Origin of the sequence: Cobetia sp. ICG0124 (genome assembly GCF_004006355.1) — a bacterium.
Taxonomy (GTDB): Bacteria; Pseudomonadota; Gammaproteobacteria; order Pseudomonadales; family Halomonadaceae; genus Cobetia; species Cobetia marina.
Window position 1 is genome coordinate 982786 of sequence record NZ_CP024893.1, and the last position, 17408, is coordinate 1000193.

Genomic DNA, 17408 nt, shown 5'->3' on the forward strand with positions numbered 1-17408 from the left:
TTCACTGAGGCGTGCCAGGGCCAGCAGGGCACTCGTCGCCAGCGTGCCGGGGTCCAGCTCAGGCGTCGGAAACAGACTGGCGTGGTGACGCTCGATGAAGCGGGTATCCAGATGGGCGGCGCGGAAATCCGGATGCGCCGCCAGTCGCGTCAGGAAGGCACGGTTGGTGGTGACACCACGGATCTCGAGCGCCGCCAGGGCACGCAGCAACGCATCGAGTGCCTGTTCACGGCTCGGGCCGAAGGTGATCAGCTTGGCCAGCATCGGGTCGTAATGCATCGAGACGTCATCGCCCTCGGCGACGCCGCTGTCCAGACGCACCTTGAGGGCCGTCCCGCGCCGATGAGATCCAGTCGGAAGCGTTCCAGCAGACCGGTGGCAGGCAGGAAGTCGTTGTCGGGGTCCTCGGCATAGAGCCGCGCCTCGAAGCTGTGACCCTTGAGCTCAAGCTCATCCTGCTGGCGGGGCAGTGGCTCGCCACGCGCGATGCGCAGTTGCCATTCGACCAGGTCCTCGCCGGTGATCATCTCGGTGACGGGATGCTCGACCTGCAGACGAGTATTCATCTCCATGAAGTAGAAGGCGCCATGGCTTTCGCTGCCGGGCTGCGGGGCATCGAGCAGGAATTCGATGGTACCGGCGCCGACGTAGCCGATTTCCCGTGCGGCGCGTACCGCGGCCTCGCCCATCTCGCGGCGCAGTGCCGGTGTCAGGCCGGGTGCCGGGGCTTCTTCCAGCACCTTCTGATGACGACGCTGGACACTGCAATCGCGCTCGAACAGATAGACGCCACTGCCATGACTGTCACAGAACACCTGCACCTCGACATGGCGCGGCTGGGTCAGATACTTCTCGATCAGCATGCGCTCGTCGCCGAAGGCCGCGCGGGATTCGCGTCGGCAGCTGTCCAGCGCTGCCTGGAATTCCCGAGCCTGCTCGACCACGCGCATGCCCTTGCCGCCACCGCCGGCGCAGGCCTTGATCAAGACCGGGTAGCCCATGCGGTCGGCTTCGGACTGCAGTAGCGCGTCACTCTGGTCATCGCCGTGATAGCCGGGCACCAACGGCACGCTGGCGGCCTGCATGCGCGCCTTGGCGGCCGACTTGTCGCCCATGGCCGCGATGGCACTTTCCGGCGGGCCGACGAAGATCAGTCCGGCCTCGGCCAGGGCGCGCACGAAGCCGGCATTCTCGGACAGGAAACCATAGCCCGGGTGCACGGCATCGGCGCCACATTGGCGGGCTGCCGCGATGACCTTGTCGACATCCAGATAGCTCTCCCTGGCGCTGGCAGGGCCGAGGCGCACGGCTTCGTCGGCTTCCCGCACGTGCAGGGCATTGGCATCGGCATCGGAGTAGACCGCAACGGTCTGGATGCCCATGGCGCGAGCGGTGCGCATCACGCGGACCGCTATCTCACCTCGGTTGGCGATCAGCAGCTTGCGGATCTCACCGCAACCGGTGGGCAGTCGCTGTTCAGTATCGCGATTGACGTTCATGGCAAGGTCCCGTGGCGAAGAATGCCGCCAGTCCAGCCTGTCCCTGTTCACTGACCCTCAGCTGACTGATCACCTCACAGCAGCGTGCCACCTCGGCGAGCAGGGCCTTGGTGGCGCGGCTGGCCTCGGGCGAGGTCGCCAGCAGCGTGCTCACCATGTCGGCGACGCGCGCCTCCAGCAATTCATCACTGCACACGTCATGCACCAGCCCCAGCTGGTGGGCGGTGTGGGCATCGATGACTTCCGCGGTCAGTGCATAGCGGCGCATCTGGCGCATGCCGATGGCGCGCTGCACGTAGGGGCTGATCACCGCCGGTGCCAGGCCGATGCGCACCTCGGAGAGACAGAAGCGTGCGCGTTCGGCCGCCAGCACGATGTCGCAGCAGGCCGCCAGACCCACGGCGCCGCCGAAGGTGGCCCCCTGCACGCGGCACACGCTGGGACAGGGCAGTTCATCGAGCAGCTGCATCAGGCGGGCAAGCTCCCGGGAATCGGCAAGGTTATCCTCGCGCGAATACTCGACCATGCGCTGCATCCACTTGAGGTCGGCCCCGGCCGAGAAGCTCTTGCCTTCGGAGGCCAGCACCATCACGCGTACCTCGCCCTGACTCGCCAGGGCGTGCAGGTGCGTCAGATGGCCGTTCAGCGCCTTGATCAACCGGTCATCAAAGGCGTTGTGCACCTCGGGGCGCGCCAGGGTCAGAGTGGCGACACCGCGCTTGTCGATCTCGAGTCGGCCGAATCACATGCGGAAGACACCGAAGCGACTCTCCTCTATCTCGGCATTCATCGCGGCGGCCAGGGACAGGCCGAGAATGTCGCGGGTCTGCAGCGGGTCGATCACGCCATCGTCCCAGAGTCTGGCGCTGGCATAGCAGGGGTGGCCCTGATGCTCGTATTGTTCGCGCACCGGTGCCTTGAAGTCCTCCTGTGCCTGTTGCGGCCAGTCGCGGCCCTCCCGCGCATGCTGCTCATACTTGACCTGGGCCAGCACGTTGGCCGCCTGCTCGCCGCCCATCACCGAGATGCGTGCGTTGGGCCACATGAACAGCAGGTTGGGGTCGTAGGCGCGGCCACACATGCCGTAATTGCCGGCGCCGAAACTGCCGCCGATCAGCACCGTGAACTTGGGGACCCTGGCACAGGCCACCGCCGTCACCAGCTTGGCACCGTGCTTGGCGATGCCCTCGTGCTCGTAACGTGAGCCGACCATGAAGCCGGTGATGTTCTGCAGGAAGATCAGCGGAATCTTGCGCTGGGCGCACAGCTCGATGAAGTGGGCGCCCTTGACGGCACTTTCCGAGAACAGCACGCCGTTGTTGGCGATGATGCCCACCGGATGGCCGTGCAGGTGAGCGAAGCCGGTCACCAGTGTCTCGCCGTAGTAGCGCTTGAATTCATCGAAGTCCGAATCATCCACCAGCCGACCGATCACTTCGCGCACGTCATAGGGCTTCTTGAGGTCCGTGCCGACGATGCCGTAGAGCTCGTTGGGGTCCAGGCGTGGCGGGCGGGATTCGCGCAGCGCGAGCTGCCCCTTGCGCTGCCAGTTGAGGCGCGAGACGGCTCGCCGTGCCAGTTGCAGGGCGTGGGCGTCATTGTCGGCGAAGTGATCGGCCACGCCGCTGATCTTGCAGTGCACCTCGGCACCACCGAGTGCCTCGGCGCTGATGTCCTCGCCGGTGGCCGCCTTCACCAGCGGCGGGCCGGCGAGGAAGATGGTGCCTTGCTCGCGCACGATGATGGATTCATCGGCCATCGCCGGAACGTAGGCGCCACCGGCGGTGCACGAGCCCATCACCACGGCGATCTGCGGAATGCCTTCGGCGGAGAGCGTCGCCTGGTTGTAGAAGATGCGGCCGAAGTGATCGCGGTCCGGGAAGACCTCGTCCTGATGGGGCAGATGCGCGCCACCGGAGTCCACCAGGTAGAGGCAGGGCAGGCGATGCTTGCGGGCCACTTCCTGGGCGCGCAGGTGCTTCTTCACCGTCAGCGGAAAATAGGTGCCGCCCTTGACGGTGGCATCGTTGGCGACGATGACGCATTCCACACCGCTGACGCGGCCGATGCCGGTGACCAGTCCCGCGCCGGGCACCGGGCTGTCATAGACGTCATGCGCTGCCAGTGCCGACAGCTCCAGGAAGGGTGAGCCCTCATCGATGAGGTGGTCGATACGTTCCCGCACGAACAGCTTGCCGCGCGATTCGTGGCGTTCGCGGGCCTTGTCGCCACCACCGGCGGCGACGCCGTCCAGCAGCTGGTGCAGGCGCTCGACCTCGGCCTGCATCGCGGCATGATTGGCACGGAACTGGTCGCTACGCGGATTGATCAGGGAGGTCAGAATGGCCATGCGGCAGCTCCATCAGCGAAGGGAAACGGATGGTGTGGGGCGTCATGCGCTTTCATTGAACAGCTCGCGGCCAATCAGCATGCGGCGTATCTCGCTGGTGCCGGCACCGATCTCGTAGAGCTTGGCATCGCGCAGCAGACGGCCGGTGGCGTACTCGTTGATGTAGCCATTGCCGCCCAGCAGCTGGATGGCATCCAGCGCCATCTGGGTGGCCTTCTCGGCGCAATAGAGGATGACGCCGGCGGCGTCCTTGCGCGAGGTCTGGCCGCGATCACAGGCGCCGGCCACGGCGTAGAGATAGGCGCGGCAGGCATTCAGCGTGGTGTACATGTCGGCAATCTTGCCCTGCACCAGCTGGAACTCGCCGATCGCCTGGCCGAACTGACGGCGCTCATGCAGATAGGGCACCACGATGTCCATGCAGGCCTGCATGATGCCGATGGGGCCGGCGGCGAGCACGGTGCGCTCGAAGTCCAGTCCACGCATCAGGACCTTCACGCCGCGATTGACCTCGCCGAGCACGTTCTCGGCCGGCACCTGACAGTCCTGGAAGACCAGTTCGCAGGTGTTGGAGCCGCGCATGCCCAGCTTGTCGAGCTTCTGCGCGGTGGAGAAGCCGGGGAAGTCGCGTTCGATGATGAAGGCGGTGATGCCCTTGGAGCCGGCGTCCGGGTCGGTCTTGGCATAGACGACCAGCGTGTGGGCATCCGGGCCATTGGTGATCCACATCTTGTTGCCGTTGAGCACGTAGTGGTCACCGCGCTTCTCGGCCTTGAGCTTCATCGAGACCACGTCCGAGCCTGCGCCGGGCTCTGACATCGCCAGGGCACCGACATGCTCACCGCTCATCAGCCTGGGCAGGTAGCGCGCCTTCTGCTCCGCGCTGCCGTTGAGCTTGATCTGGTTGACGCACAGGTTGGAGTGGGCCCCATAGGACAGCGCCACCGAGGCACTGGCCCGCGAGATCTCTTCCATGGCGATGCAGTGCGCCAGATAGCCCATGCCACTGCCGCCATCTTCCTCGGGGACGGTGATGCCCAGCAGGCCCATGTCGCCGAACTTCTGCCACAGGTCATCGGGGAAGGCATTGCTGGCGTCGATCTCCGCGGCGCGTGGTGCGATCTCGTCGCGGGCAAAGGCATTGATCTGCTCACGCAGCAGGGTGTGTGTCTCGTCGAGTCCGAAATCCAGCGGCGTATAGAGGCTGTGCATGAGCGGGCATCCTTTGCAGCGATGAGATGAGAAGCGCTTCGCGCGCCGGAATCACTCTAGAGTAAAGTTGACGTTAACGTAAAGGTTATCATCATGCGCTTTGACCAAGGTCGCAGGAGAAGGATCTTCTCGATGAGTGATGCTCGCGCCCCGGCGGTTCGCTTTCGCGATCTGCACAAGGGCTTTTCGGGTCAGCGATTGTTCGAAGGCATCGACCTCGAACTGCCGCGTGATCGTATTACTGCGCTGGTCGGTGCCAGTGGCTGCGGGAAGTCCACCTTGCTGCAGCTGATCAACGGGCTGATACGTCCGGACAGCGGCGAGGTACAGGTCTTCGGCAAGGGGGTGGACTATGCCAATCTGCCCGCCATGCGCAGACGCATCGGCTACGCCGTCCAGCAGATCGGCCTGTTTCCGCACCTCAGCGTGCGCGACAACATCGCCATTCTGGCGGACCGCGAAGGTTGGACGGCGGACAGGGTCAAGGCGCGCATCACGCGGCTGTTCCAGATGATGGACCTGGATCTGGCGCTGTTGACGCGTTATCCGCATGAGATTTCCGGCGGGCAGGCGCAGCGGGTCGGCCTGTGTCGCGCGATGATGCTGGAGCCACCGCTGCTGCTGCTCGATGAGGCCTTCTCTGCGGTGGACCCGATCACGCGCATCGAGGTGCATGCCCAGTTCCAGCGCATGCAGCAGGAAGAGCCGCGCAGCGTGGTGATGGTGACCCATGACATGAATGAGGCACTGAGTCTGTCCGACCACATGGTGGTGATGGCACCCGGCGTGGTGCTGCAGGCTGCCAGTCCCGAGACGATCGCCAGGGCGCCAGCGGATGAGCGCGTGGCCCGACTGCTGGAGGCACGCGCATGAAGACGCTGATGACGACTCCCGTCCTGCAACGTTCGCGCCGCGGGCTGTCCGGCGCGCTGATGATCGCCGGCCTGGCGCTGGCGAGTCTGGGGGCCCTGGTGAGCAGCCCGCTTGCCAGCGCGGAAGAGGAAGCCGCGGCATGGCCCGAGGACAAGCCCATCGTGGTGGGCTCCAAGGCGGATCGCGAAGGCCATCTGCTCGGCGAGATCTTCGCCCAGGTACTCGAGGATGCCGGCTTCACGGTCGAGCGTCGCCTCGGGCTGGGGCAGACCATCATCACCTATCAGGGGCTGGCGGAGGGGGAGCTGGATGTCTATCCCGAGTACACCGGCACCTTGGCGCACGCCATCCTCAATCTGGACAGCGTGCCGCCGCTCGACAAGCTCGATGCTCTGAGTCGTGAACGGGGGCTCAGGGTGCTCAAGCCACTGGGCTTCAACAACACCTATGCCGTGAGCATGCGGCGTGAGCAGGCCGAGTCGCTGGGGATCAGGACGATCGGTGATCTGGCGGATCACCCGGAGCTCTCGATCGCGATGTCGCATGAGTTCATCAAGCGCTCGGATGGCTGGCCGGGGCTGGCGGATGCCTACGCGCTGCCGCAGGTGCCCCGTGGCATCGAACACGGCATCGCCTATCAGGCGCTGCGCGAGAGCAAGATCGACGCCACCGATGCCTACTCCACCGAGGGTGACATCCAGCGCTTCGACTTCGTGCTGCTCGATGACGACCAGGGCTATTTCCCCGAGTATCTGGCGGTGCCCTTCGTGAATGCCGCCTTGCCGGAGAAGGCTGTCGCGGCGCTGGATCAGCTGGCGGGCAGTCTCGATGAGGACAGCATGCAGGCGCTGAATGCCGAGGTCTCCACCGAGGAGCAGAGCTTCGCCCAGGTGGCCAGCCGCTTCATTCAGGAACAGGGCATCACCACCGAGCAACGCGAAGTCAGTGGCGCCAAGTGGGACAAGCTCGGGACCAATCTCATCGAGCATCTGCAGTTGACGCTGTCCGCGCTGCTGCTGGCGTGTCTGGTCGGTCTGCCGCTGTCACTGCTGGTCTACCGCAATCCGAAGGTCTCGCGGGTCGTGCTCTACGTCACCGGCCTGCTGCAGACCATCCCCTCCATCGCGCTGCTGGCGTTGATGATTCCGCTGTTCGGGATCGGGGTGGTGCCGGCGGTGATCGCGCTGTTCGTCTACTCCCTGCTGCCGATCATCCGCGCGGCCATCACCGCACTGCTGACGGTGGACCCGCTGCTGGTCAAGGTGGCGCGCGGGATGGGGCTGACGCGCCGTGAGCAGCTGCGTCACGTCATCCTGCCGCTGGCGACGCCCAATCTGCTGACAGGGATCAAGACCGCCGCCATCATCAACATCGGTACCGCGACCCTGGCGGCCTTCATCGGCGCGGGCGGGCTGGGCGAACCCATCGTCACGGGGCTTTCGCTCAACGACTATGATCTGGTGCTGTACGGCGCGATTCCGGCGGCGCTGCTGGCCATCTGCGCGGAGCTGTTGTTCGAGTTGTTCGAGCGCATGGTGATTCCGGCGCATATGCGCGGGCTCAAGGCGCGTTGACCTGGAGATCAGCCGTTCATGGCCTGCGGCAGATAGAGCACGATCTCCGGGAAGACGTGCATCAGCACGATGGAGAAGATCATCAGCAGGAAGAACGGCAGCGTCGCCTTGGTGATGGTGATGATGTCCTTGCCGGTCAGGCTCTGGATCACGAACAGGTTGAAACCCACCGGCGGGGTGATCTGCGACATCTCGACCACGATGATCAGGTAGATCCCGAACCAGATCAGGTCGAAACCGGCGGCTTCGATGACCGGCATGATGATGGAGGTCACCAGCAGGATCAGCGAGATGCCATCCAGGAAGCAGCCCAGGATCAGCAGGAACAGCGTCAGCACCACCAGCAGCATGGTCGGCGACAGCCCCAGGGTGGCGATGCCTTCGGCCAGCTGCATCGGAATCTGGGTGAAGCTCATCGCGGAGGACAGGAAGGAGGCACCGGCGATGATGAAGGCGATCATGCATGAGGTGCGCAGCGCCGCGAACAGCGATTCCTTGAAGGTGGCGGCGCTCATGTGGCCATTGAGTCGCGCGATGATCAGCGACAGCACCACGCCGACCGCCGCCGCTTCCGTTGGTGACGCCAGGCCACCGTAGATGCTGCCGAGGATGCCGCCGATGAGTGCCAGCAGCGGAATCAACTGGGCGCTGTTGCGCAGCTTGGCCATGAAGCTCATGTGCGGCTCATCATGGCCGGCACGGCCCTGCGGCTCGCCGACGACCTTCGACCAGATCGCCAGATAGCCCATGAACAGGGCCAGCAGCAGCATGCCCGGCAGGACACCGGCGATGAACAGGCGCGAGATGGACTGCTCGGTGACCACGCCGTAGACGATCATCATGATCGACGGCGGAATCAGCAGACCGAGGGTCGAGGCGCTGGCGAGGGTACCGATGGCCAGATTGCTGTCGTAGCCGCGACGCTCAAGCTCCGGCAGGGTCATCTTGCCGACGGTGGCACAGGTGGCGGCGGAGGAGCCGCACACGGCGGCGAACAGCCCGCTGCCGATGATGTTGGAGTGCAGCAGGCGGCCCGGCAGGCGATTGAGCCACGGTGCCAGCGCGCGGAACATGTTGTCGGCGAGTCCGGAGCGGAACAGGATCTCGCCCATCCACACGAACATGGGCAGGGCGGTCAGGTCCCAGCCGTAGCTGGCACCCCAGAAGTCCGAGGCCAGGATCGGGCCGGTCTCGAAGGTGGAGAAGAAGGTCAGCACGATCCAGCCGGTGCCGATCAGCGAGAAGGCGACCCACACGCCGCCGCCGAGCAGCAAGGCGAGGGCCAGCAGAGTGACGAGGATGAGTGTCAGCATGTCATTCGGCTCCGTCTTCGGGCTCGGGCGCCACGTAGCGTGAGGGCGCGGTGAAGGCGGTGCGCAGCGTGGCGATCAGTGTCTCGAGAATCGCCAGGCACAGAAGGCCGGTACCGGCGACCAACACGCTCTGCGGAATCCACAGCGGCAGGGCCAGCAGGCCGGAGGAAATGTCGTGGTACTCGAGGCTCTCGCCGACCAGCAGTACCAGTTCATGGGTGATCAATACGCTCAGGCTCAGTGCGATCAGCAGCGCCAGGCTCTCGACCCACACGCGCACGGCGGGCGGCAGGCGATTGATGACCAGCGTCACGCGGATGTGCGCGTGGTGCGTGAAGGTATAGGCGAGGCTCAGGAAGGTGGCGCCGACCAGCAGGAAGGCGGCCATTTCCGAGACGCCGGAGATCTCGAAGCCGAGACGTTCGGCACCGAACATCACCAGGATGGCGTCGATCAGGCGCAGGAAGACCTGCAGGCTGACCAGGGTGCAGATCAGCAGCATGCAAGCTGCCGCACCCCACGCGCCGAGGCGATAGAGTCTGTCGAGGAAGTAGGTCATGACATGCACTCACAGGGAAGGTGAGGGTGGCCACGCGATGCCGTGGCTGGCAGGCGGGGCTCAGGCATCGAGATCGGCGCGATAACGCTCGAGCAGCTGCTGGCCTTCATCGCCGGCGCGTGATTTCCAGTCCTGGAACAGCTTGTCACCCGCGGCCTTGAGGTCTTCGGACAGCTTCTCGTCCGGCTCGGTGATGGTGAAGCCATTCTCGGTCAGCACCTTGGCGCTCTCGTCGGCATCGGCCTTGCTGGCTTTCCAGCCGCGAGTCTCGGCGGCCTTGGCGGCGTCCAGCACGGCCTGCTGGGTGCTCTCGTCGAGGCGATCGAAGGCGCGCTTGTTGACGAAGACGATGTTCTTCGGCAGCCACAGCTTGGCGTCGTTGTAGTGCTTGACGTAATCCCAGGCCGACATGGACTTGCCGGTGGAGCTGGAGGTGATCATCGCGTCGACACGGCCGGTGCTGAAGGCGGTGGGGATGTCGGCTTCTTCGGTCTCGGTGGGCTTGCCGCCGACGTTCTCGACGAAGCGCTGGGTGTTGATGTTGGGCGCGCGGATGCGCAGGCCCTTGAGTTGGGAGACGTCAGTCAGGTCGAAGTCGGTGTAGATGCCCTGGGCCGGCCAGGCGACCGCGTACAGCGGCATCAGGCCTTCCTTGGCGAACAGCGCGGTGATGTCCGGCTTGGAGGCCTGCCAGAGAGCGAAGGCTTCCTCGTAGCTGGAGGCGACGCCCGGCAGGGTGTCCAGCTCGTAGACCGGCGATTCGTTGGACAGGATCGACAGGAAGATCTCGCCGGCCTGGACGGTGCCGCGACGCACGGACGGCTTGATCTCGCCGTGGGAGATCAGCGAACCGCCGCTGTGCACGGTGATGCTCAGCTCGCCATCGGTGGCCGCGGTGACCTCCTCGGCGAACTGCTTGGTGTTCTTGGTGTGGAAGCTGGCATCGCCATACGGAGTGGCGAGGTTCCACTGTGCCGCGAGGGCCGAGCCACTGAAGGCCAGGGCACCGGCGGCTGCCAGTCCGATGAGGGTACTGGAGGTGGCAGATTTGCGGGTGAGGGAGTCGCTGGGCTTACGCATGTCTAGTTCCTCATTATTATTGAATGTTGTCGGCAGACGATTTCATTCTTCAAGTGACAGGCCATCCCGTCCAATCGTTAATTCTGATTCACAGTATCGATGAAATCTTTCATCGTGTCGTCGCATGAAAGCCTTTGGCGATATTGTTAGACCTTGGTGACTTGGTATGACGTGCCCTGGCGCACGATCAACCCTGTCTCAGCGCATGCATGACGCTTCGATCAGGCGGGGGGAGGCGCGTGCTGGCGAGAGTAGGTCTCGGCACACTGGCGACCCAGGCGCGCGACACTGGCGCAGAAGTCGGGGTAATTGGCATTGCGCCAGATGGCCTCATAGACCATCGGCGGCAGCGGGGTCTCGAGTGGCAGACGCACCAGTTCGCCGTGATTGATCACGTCCTCGACGGTGGCGACCGGCAGGACACCGATGCCCAGTCCTTCGCTGCTCATGCGCAGAATGGTCATCAGGGTGCTGGTGCAGTGCACCTTGGGTTGGGTGATGCCCTGTTCGGCGAGGTAGCTGACAAGCTCCGTATAGGGACGGGCCTGCTTGCTGAAGGAGATGAAGGGGGTTCTGGCGAAGCATTCGCCGTCCTGGGCCAGCTGCTCGGCGAGGGTCGGCGAGGCGAACATGCCCATCTCGAAGGTGCACAGCGGTGTCTGGGTCGCGTAGGGGCCCATGGCGGCGCTGTCCATCGCGAACAGCATGTCGAGGTCATTGTCGGCCAGGCGCTGATGCAGAAAGGGCGAGATGTCGACGGTCATTTCCAGCGTCAGCTTGGGGTAGCGCTCGGCCAGCTGGCGCATGAAGGCCGGGAACCAGCTGTTGGCGATGGTCTCGATGACGCCCAGACGCAGCGTGCCGGAAAAGGCGCCTTCCTCCTGAAACAGGCGCATGGCTTCCTCGCGCCCGCTCAACAGGCGTTCGGCATGCGCGAAGAATTCCCGACCGCGCAGGGTGGGCTGGATGGGGCGGGTGGCACGCTCGAGCAGCGATTCGCCGACGGCGGCCTCAAGACGGTTGATGCGGTCCGAGATGGAGGGCTGGGTGAGGTGCAGCTTGGTCGCGCCCTTGCGGAACGAGCCGAGCCGCACGACCCAGACAAAGGCCTCGAGTTCCTTGAAATCGAACATGACAGATGCCCCGTGATGAATCGTTGAGACCGACCATCTTGCCGCATGCCGTGCAGGGCGTCAGCTTTCATCACCGGGCATGCCCCGCACGAGACGGGGCGCGGGACCTTCACTTGCGAAACAGCTGGCTCTCGCGGTCCTTGAAGGCCTTGAACTCCAGCGCGTTGCCGGTGGGGTCGAGGAAGAACATCGTGGCCTGTTCACCGGGCTCGCCCTTGAAGCGCACATGAGGTGCGATCTCGAATGTCACGCCTTCGGCAGTGAGACGATCCGCCAGTGCCTGCCAGGCCTCCATCTCGAGTACCACCCCGAAGTGCGGCACCGGGACGCCATGCCCATCGACCGGATTGCGGTGCTGGGCGAGCGGGTTGTCAGGGTCGGCCAGTGCCGGGTTCAGGTGGCAGACGAACTGGTGGCCGTAGAGGTCGAAATCGACCCAGCTGTCCGAGGAGCGTCCCTCCGGACAGCCGAGGAATTCGCCATAGAAGCGCCGGGCTTCGGCGATGTCACGCACTTGAATCGCGAGGTGGAACGGATCACTGACGGCCATGTGGAAAATTCGGCCCTTTCGTGGCTGTCCGGGGTGCCCCAGACAGAAGCATGTGGCGGTCTGACAGGCAAGCGGATGATTGACTGGGCTTTCATACCTTCTGGTAATGAAAGATTTCATCGATATAACGAATCACAAAATACGATTGGATACCGAGGCATGGCCTTACTTAGAGTGGAGGGATAACAACACACAAGATCATCCTGCGAGGTGTCTCAATGTCCCGTTCCGCTCCCTCCCTCCCTCTGCTCAATTGCGACATGGGCGAAAGCTTCGGCAACTGGAAGATCGGCCTCGATGACGAGGTCATGCCCTACGTCGATTGCGCCAACATCGCCTGTGGCTTCCACGCCTCGGACCCCACCATCATGCGCCGCACCGTGCGGCTGGCGGTCAAGCACGACGTGCGCATCGGCGCACATCCCGCCTATCCGGATCTGCAGGGCTTCGGGCGCCGCTCCATGGCCTGCTCGCCTGCGGAAGTCGAGGACATGCTGCTCTATCAGATCGGCGCGCTCGACGGTATCTGTCGCGCCGAAGGCACTCGCGTCCAGTACGTGAAGCCGCATGGTGCGCTCTACAACGACATGGCCGCTGACCCGACGCTACTGCGCGCCGTCATGCAGGCCGTGGTGCGCTATGACGCCAGCCTGCCGCTGATGGTGATGGCGACCGCCAATCCGGCACCGATGCAGGCACTGGCCGACGAGATGGGCATCACGCTGTGGTTCGAGGCCTTCGCCGACCGTGCCTACGACTCGCGCGGTCACCTGGTCTCGCGTCGTGAGCCCGGCGCCGTGCATCACGACAGCGAGGTGATCATCGCCCAGTCGGTGACGCTGGCGCGCGGTGAAGCCCTCACCGACAGCAGCGGCGGTGATCTGGTGCTCAGTGCCGACACCCTGTGCGTGCACGGTGACAACGCCGAGTCCGTGGCCGCGGTGCGTGCCATCCGTGACGCCTTCGATGCGCTGGCGGGTGCCTGATGGCTGGGGGGAATAGCCACGAACGTGGCTCGTCACCGCAACTGCGCCTCGAGACCGTCGGCATGGACTCGCTGATCATCCGGCTGTTCGACCGCATCGAGGAATCCAACATGGCCTGGATTCTGGCCGCTGACGGGGCCTTGCGTGAGGCCTTCGGCACGGCGCTGGTGGATCTGGTGCCGTCCTATACCACCTTGCTGCTGCACTATGACGTGGCGGCACTGGAAGAAGGCGAGGTGCGTGCCCGTATCCAGGCGGCCCTCGAGAACCTCGCTCCGCAGAGCGGTCAGCAGGGCCAGCTGCACGAGGTGCCCGTCTGGTACGACGACAGTGTCGGTCCGGAGCTTGCGCCGATCGCCGCGCGTCTCGGCATCAGTGTCGAGGCGTTGATCGCGCGGCACGGCGCGCATGATTACTGCGTGTTCGCGCTTGGCTTCGCCCCCGGTTTCGCCTTCATGGGCGTGCTGGAGGAGGCATTGACCACACCGCGTCTCAAGACGCCGCGCCAGAAGATCGCCCCCGGCAGCGTCGGCATCGCCGACCGTCAGGCCGCGATCTACCCGTCCCGCTCTCCCGGTGGCTGGAACATCCTGGGCCGCACGCCCATCACGCTGTTCGGCCGCAACGAGGCCGGTGAGCCGTCCAGTCGCTTCATGCCCGGTGATCGCGTGCGTTTCGTTTCCGTGAGCCGAGAGGAATTCGTTCGCCTGGGCGGCGATGTCACCCCGCTGGAGGAGCGCGCATGAGTGCCGACAACGACAAGCGCGTGAGGCTCGACGTCAAGCGCAGTGGTGCCCTGGCACTGGTACAGGATGCGGGACGCCTGGGTGTCCGCCATCTGGGCGTGACCCAGGGCGGCGCGGCGGACTGGGTCTCGCTGGGCTGGGCCAACTGGCTGCTGGGCAATGCCCCGGATGCGCCGGGACTCGAGATCACCATGGGCGCCGGCCTGACCCTCAAGGTCGGGCAGGCGGGCACGCTGGCGCTGTGTGGCGCTGATCTGGCGGCGACACTGGATGGTGAGGCGTTGCTGCCCGGGCAGGCCTTCGCCGTGACGGCGGGGCAGGTGCTCAAGTTCGAGCGTCCGGTCGCCGGGCTGCGCGCCTATCTGGCCTTCCCGGGTGGGCTGGATGTCGCCCCGGTGCTGGGCAGTGCGGCCTGTACCGTGCGTGATGGTCTGGGCGGGCTGGATGGCGAAGGCCATGCATTGGCCAGCGGCGATGTGCTCACGGCGGCCGGCAATGAGCTGTCGCTGCGCGAATTGCCGGCGTCGGCACAGGCATGGCAGCAGTCGCTGACCCTCGAGGAGGGCGAGGCGCTCGAACTGGCGCTGGTGGTAGGCGCCCAGATTGCCGAATTCAGCGGCGACAGCCTCTTTCGCGCCTTCAACCGCGACTGGGCGGTAGATGGTCGCGCGGATCGCATGGGCGTGCGTCTGACCGGCCCGCGTCTGGAGCGTGACGGTGCCGGGATGGTCTCCGAAGGCATTCCGCTGGGCGCGGTACAGGTGCCCGCCGATGGCCAGCCGATCATCCTGCTCAATGATCGCCAGACCATCGGCGGCTATCCGCGCCTTGGCGCACTGACGCCGCTGGCCTGCGCGCAGCTCGCCCAATGCGTGCCGGGCACCAGGGTGCGGCTGGCGGCCGTGACGCCGGGCCAGGCGCGACAGGATCACCTCGCGGCACTGGCCGCCTGGCAGGCGTGAGGGCTCGCCAAAGCGAGCAGACAAAAAAAGGGCCTCCAGATGGAGGCCCTTTCGGTTTTCCCGTGAGGGAATCTTTGATGCAGTCGGCGCGGATTGATCAGATCAGCGCCTTGATGAACAGATTCCCGGAGAAACGGTGCGCGAGCATCGGGAAACTGTGCACTGGCACATGGAAATGAAAGACATGCTCCAGTGCGGTCATCATGGTGAGGAAGACCCTCTTGCATGACGACGGATAACGAACGGCTTATCCCCCGAACGGGACTGTACTGGCAAGAATAACGGTTGATGACAGTGGATGCCAGTCATTTACGAGCGGTGTTTTCTAATTTTTTTCACGCCGGCGCAGACGCCGCGCCTGCCAGGCGAGCACCTGAGGCGTCAGTTCGGCGTGCGCCTCGACCTCGAAACCACTGTTGGCCATCGCCTCGTGCAGTTCCTCGCAGCTGGCCAGGTGATCGGCGCGGGGTGTCAGTGCCCAGGGCACCGGCAGCTGCGGACGCTCATGGAAGGCTTGTGCCTGGACGCTGAGCACCGGCTCATGCAGCACCAGATAGCCGTCATCGTTGAGGCAGTCATGCCACTGACGCAACACGTCGGTCTTGTCGCTCAGATGGACCAGCAGGTGCTGGCTCAGGATGCGGTCGACATGTCGCCCCGTCAGGGCGGGATGCAGCTCGGGATAGCAGGCGTCACCCTCCAGCACTCGGATACGCTCGCGCAGGCCGGTGGCACGGTTGAGCGCGATGGCCAGCTGGCAGAGGCTCTCCGAGAGATCCAGGGTGGTGACGTGATGCCCGACGCTGGCATGAGACCCAGCTCCGCCGTGGCGGTTTCGCGCATCTTGAATTTCTGGATCTTGCCGGTGACGGTCATCGGGAATTCCTCGACGAACTTGATATGGCGCGGCACCTTGAAGTGGGCGATTCTGCCCTGGCAGAACGCCTTGAGGCCTTCGGCATCCAGCTGCTCGCCTTCCTTGAGCTTGACCCAGGCCATCACTTCCTCGCCATAGCGCTCATCGGGCACGCCGATCACCTGCACGTCCGACACGGCAGGATGGGTGTAGAGGAAGTCCTCTATCTCGCGGGGATAGATGTTCTCGCCACCGCGGATGATCATGTCCTTGATGCGCCCGACGATGGTCACGTAACCGTCCTCATCGAGGGTGGCGAGATCACCGGTATGCATCCAGCGGCCACTGTCGATGGCCTTGGCGGTGGCGTCCGGGTTGTTCCAGTAGCCGAGCATCACGCTGTAACCGCGTGTGCACAGCTCGCCCTTCTCGCCGCGCGGGACCACCTGGCCTGTCTCGGGGTCGACGATCTTGATCTCCAGATGGGGATGCAGGGTGCCGACGGTGGAGACACGCTTGTCCAGCGGTGCCTCGCGGGTGGTCTGCAGACTCACCGGGCTGGTCTCGGTCATGCCATAGGCGATGGTGACCTCCCGCATGTGCATGCGCTCGATGACCTGGCGCATCACCTCGATGGGGCAGATGGAACCCGCCATGGTGCCGGTGCGCAGGCTGGAGAGATCAAACTCGTCAAAGCGCGGGTGCTCGAGTTCGGCGATGAACATCGTCGGTACGCCGAACATCGCGGTGGCGCCTTCCTCGCTGACCGCCTGCAGCGTGGCCAGCGGATCGAAACCCGCCTCGGGGTAGATGATCGTCGCTCCGTGGGTCAGGCAGCCCAGATTGCCCATCACCATGCCGAAGCAGTGATAGAGCGGCACCGGCATCACCAGTTTGTCGTGCTCCGTGAGATTCATGCGCTCGGCGACGAAGAAGCCGTTGTTGAGAATGTTGTGATGCGAGAGCGTGGCCCCCTTGGGGGCCCCGGTGGTGCCGGAGGTGTACTGGATGTTGATCGGGTCATCGAAGGTCAGGCTGGCCTGCAGTTCTTGGAGTGTCTCGAGACTGACCTCTCCGGCGCCGCCCAGCACATCCTGCCAGTGGAGCATGCCGGGCAGGGCATCCTCGGCCTCGAAGCAGACCAGACGCCTGAGGTCCGGCAGCGCGCCATTGTGAATGCCATCACGGCCGCGGGCCTCCCTGGCCTCAGGGAACAGCTCCTCGAGGATCGAGACGTAGTCCGAGGCCTTGAAGCGTGCCTGGAAGATCAGCGTCGCCGCGCCGGACTGCTTGAGCGCATAGGCCAGCTCATGGCCGCGATAGCTCGGGTTGAGATTGACCAGCACCGCGCCGATCTTGGCGGTGGCGTACTGGATCAAGGTCCACTCGGCGCGATTGGGTGCCCAGATGCCGACCCTGTCGCCGCGCTCGATCCCCATCGCCAGCAGGCCGCGCGCCACGCGCTCGACCTCTGCATGCAGCTCGGCCCAGGTGTAACGCAGCCCCTGATGACGGCTGATCAGAGCGTCGCGCTCGGGCCAGCGCGCGGTGATGCGATCGAGACAGTCGCCGATGGTTTCCCCCATCAGGGGAGTGTCGGAGAGGGTGCTCAGATAGCTGAGAGACTGGCGTGTGGCTGAGAGACTGGCGTGTGGCAATGGCGTCCTGTGACATGGCGTTGTCCTGTGTCCCTGGTTGTTATTGGTGTGGCAAGG

General features: G+C 64.7%; 15 protein-coding genes and 1 pseudogene. 5 read left to right on the plus strand and 11 right to left on the minus strand.

Annotated elements, in window-relative coordinates; genetic code table 11:
• Positions 1–3: 3 nt before the first annotated feature.
• From CU110_RS04515 to CU110_RS04530, 4 genes and pseudogenes are all read right to left on the minus strand, one after another.
• Positions 4–1499 (minus strand): annotated as a pseudogene (locus CU110_RS04515) (biotin carboxylase N-terminal domain-containing protein); the annotation flags it as partial.
• The gene (locus tag CU110_RS04520) at positions 1477–2226 is read right to left on the minus strand and encodes an enoyl-CoA hydratase-related protein (RefSeq protein WP_127734691.1); all 750 of its coding nucleotides are present in this window, start codon (positions 2224–2226) and stop codon (positions 1477–1479) included. The pseudogene CU110_RS04515 and the gene CU110_RS04520, both read right to left, overlap by 23 nt.
• A 15-nt stretch (positions 2227–2241) precedes the next feature.
• Positions 2242–3849, minus strand: a complete 1608-nt coding sequence (locus tag CU110_RS04525; protein WP_077374851.1) for a carboxyl transferase domain-containing protein — start codon at positions 3847–3849, stop codon at positions 2242–2244.
• 42 nt (positions 3850–3891) lie between these two features.
• Complete coding sequence (locus CU110_RS04530) at positions 3892–5061, minus strand: isovaleryl-CoA dehydrogenase (protein ID WP_077374848.1); 1170 nt, start codon at positions 5059–5061, stop codon at positions 3892–3894.
• 132 nt (positions 5062–5193) lie between these two features.
• Here CU110_RS04530 and CU110_RS04535 point away from each other — a divergent pair, with 132 nt between their 5' ends.
• Both CU110_RS04535 and CU110_RS04540 read left to right on the plus strand, forming a co-directional pair.
• Entirely contained in the window at positions 5194–5934 is a 741-nt protein-coding gene (locus CU110_RS04535; RefSeq protein WP_077374845.1) for an ATP-binding cassette domain-containing protein, read from the plus strand.
• 8 nt (positions 5935–5942) lie between these two features.
• Positions 5943–7508, plus strand: coding sequence for a glycine betaine ABC transporter substrate-binding protein (locus tag CU110_RS04540; protein WP_205694062.1), 1566 nt, complete (start codon positions 5943–5945; stop codon positions 7506–7508).
• Between the two features lie 8 nt (positions 7509–7516).
• Here CU110_RS04540 and CU110_RS04545 read toward each other — a convergent pair whose 3' ends face one another.
• From CU110_RS04545 to CU110_RS04565, 5 genes are all read right to left on the minus strand, one after another.
• The gene (locus CU110_RS04545) at positions 7517–8821 is read right to left on the minus strand and encodes a TRAP transporter large permease subunit (protein WP_084208088.1); all 1305 of its coding nucleotides are present in this window, start codon (positions 8819–8821) and stop codon (positions 7517–7519) included.
• Position 8822: 1 nt separating this feature from the next.
• The gene (locus tag CU110_RS04550) at positions 8823–9380 is read right to left on the minus strand and encodes a TRAP transporter small permease (RefSeq protein WP_077374836.1); all 558 of its coding nucleotides are present in this window, start codon (positions 9378–9380) and stop codon (positions 8823–8825) included.
• A gap of 60 nt (positions 9381–9440) precedes the next feature.
• Positions 9441–10460: a TRAP transporter substrate-binding protein gene (locus CU110_RS04555; RefSeq protein ID WP_084208089.1), complete on the minus strand. Its 1020-nt coding sequence runs from the start codon at positions 10458–10460 to the stop codon at positions 9441–9443.
• Positions 10461–10681: 221 nt separating this feature from the next.
• Positions 10682–11593 (minus strand): LysR family transcriptional regulator, encoded by a 912-nt coding sequence (locus CU110_RS04560; RefSeq protein WP_084208090.1) that lies wholly within the window; start codon positions 11591–11593, stop codon positions 10682–10684.
• Positions 11594–11702: 109 nt separating this feature from the next.
• Positions 11703–12143 carry a VOC family protein gene (locus CU110_RS04565; protein ID WP_077374827.1) on the minus strand — a complete coding sequence of 147 codons (441 nt, stop codon included), beginning with the start codon at positions 12141–12143 and terminating at the stop codon, positions 11703–11705.
• 218 nt (positions 12144–12361) lie between these two features.
• Between CU110_RS04565 and CU110_RS04570 the strand changes: the two genes are divergently transcribed.
• The 3 genes from CU110_RS04570 to CU110_RS04580 are packed head-to-tail and all read left to right on the plus strand — an operon-like array spanning position 12362 to position 14837.
• On the plus strand, positions 12362–13129 hold the full coding sequence (locus CU110_RS04570) for a 5-oxoprolinase subunit PxpA (RefSeq protein WP_084208091.1): 768 nt from the start codon (positions 12362–12364) through the stop codon (positions 13127–13129).
• On the plus strand, positions 13129–13875 hold the full coding sequence (locus CU110_RS04575; protein ID WP_084208092.1) for an allophanate hydrolase subunit 1: 747 nt from the start codon (positions 13129–13131) through the stop codon (positions 13873–13875). Before CU110_RS04570 ends, CU110_RS04575 begins: the two co-directional genes overlap by 1 nt.
• Positions 13872–14837: a biotin-dependent carboxyltransferase family protein gene (locus CU110_RS04580; protein ID WP_205632737.1), complete on the plus strand. Its 966-nt coding sequence runs from the start codon at positions 13872–13874 to the stop codon at positions 14835–14837. Before CU110_RS04575 ends, CU110_RS04580 begins: the two co-directional genes overlap by 4 nt.
• A gap of 325 nt (positions 14838–15162) precedes the next feature.
• Here CU110_RS04580 and CU110_RS04585 read toward each other — a convergent pair whose 3' ends face one another.
• Together CU110_RS04585 and CU110_RS04590 are read right to left on the minus strand one after the other, a co-directional pair.
• Entirely contained in the window at positions 15163–15591 is a 429-nt protein-coding gene (locus tag CU110_RS04585) for a methyltransferase domain-containing protein (protein WP_346427184.1), read from the minus strand.
• Complete coding sequence (locus tag CU110_RS04590; protein WP_276317888.1) at positions 15498–17351, minus strand: AMP-binding protein; 1854 nt, start codon at positions 17349–17351, stop codon at positions 15498–15500. The genes CU110_RS04585 and CU110_RS04590 overlap by 94 nt, the downstream gene beginning before the upstream one ends.
• Positions 17352–17408 lie beyond the last annotated feature (57 nt).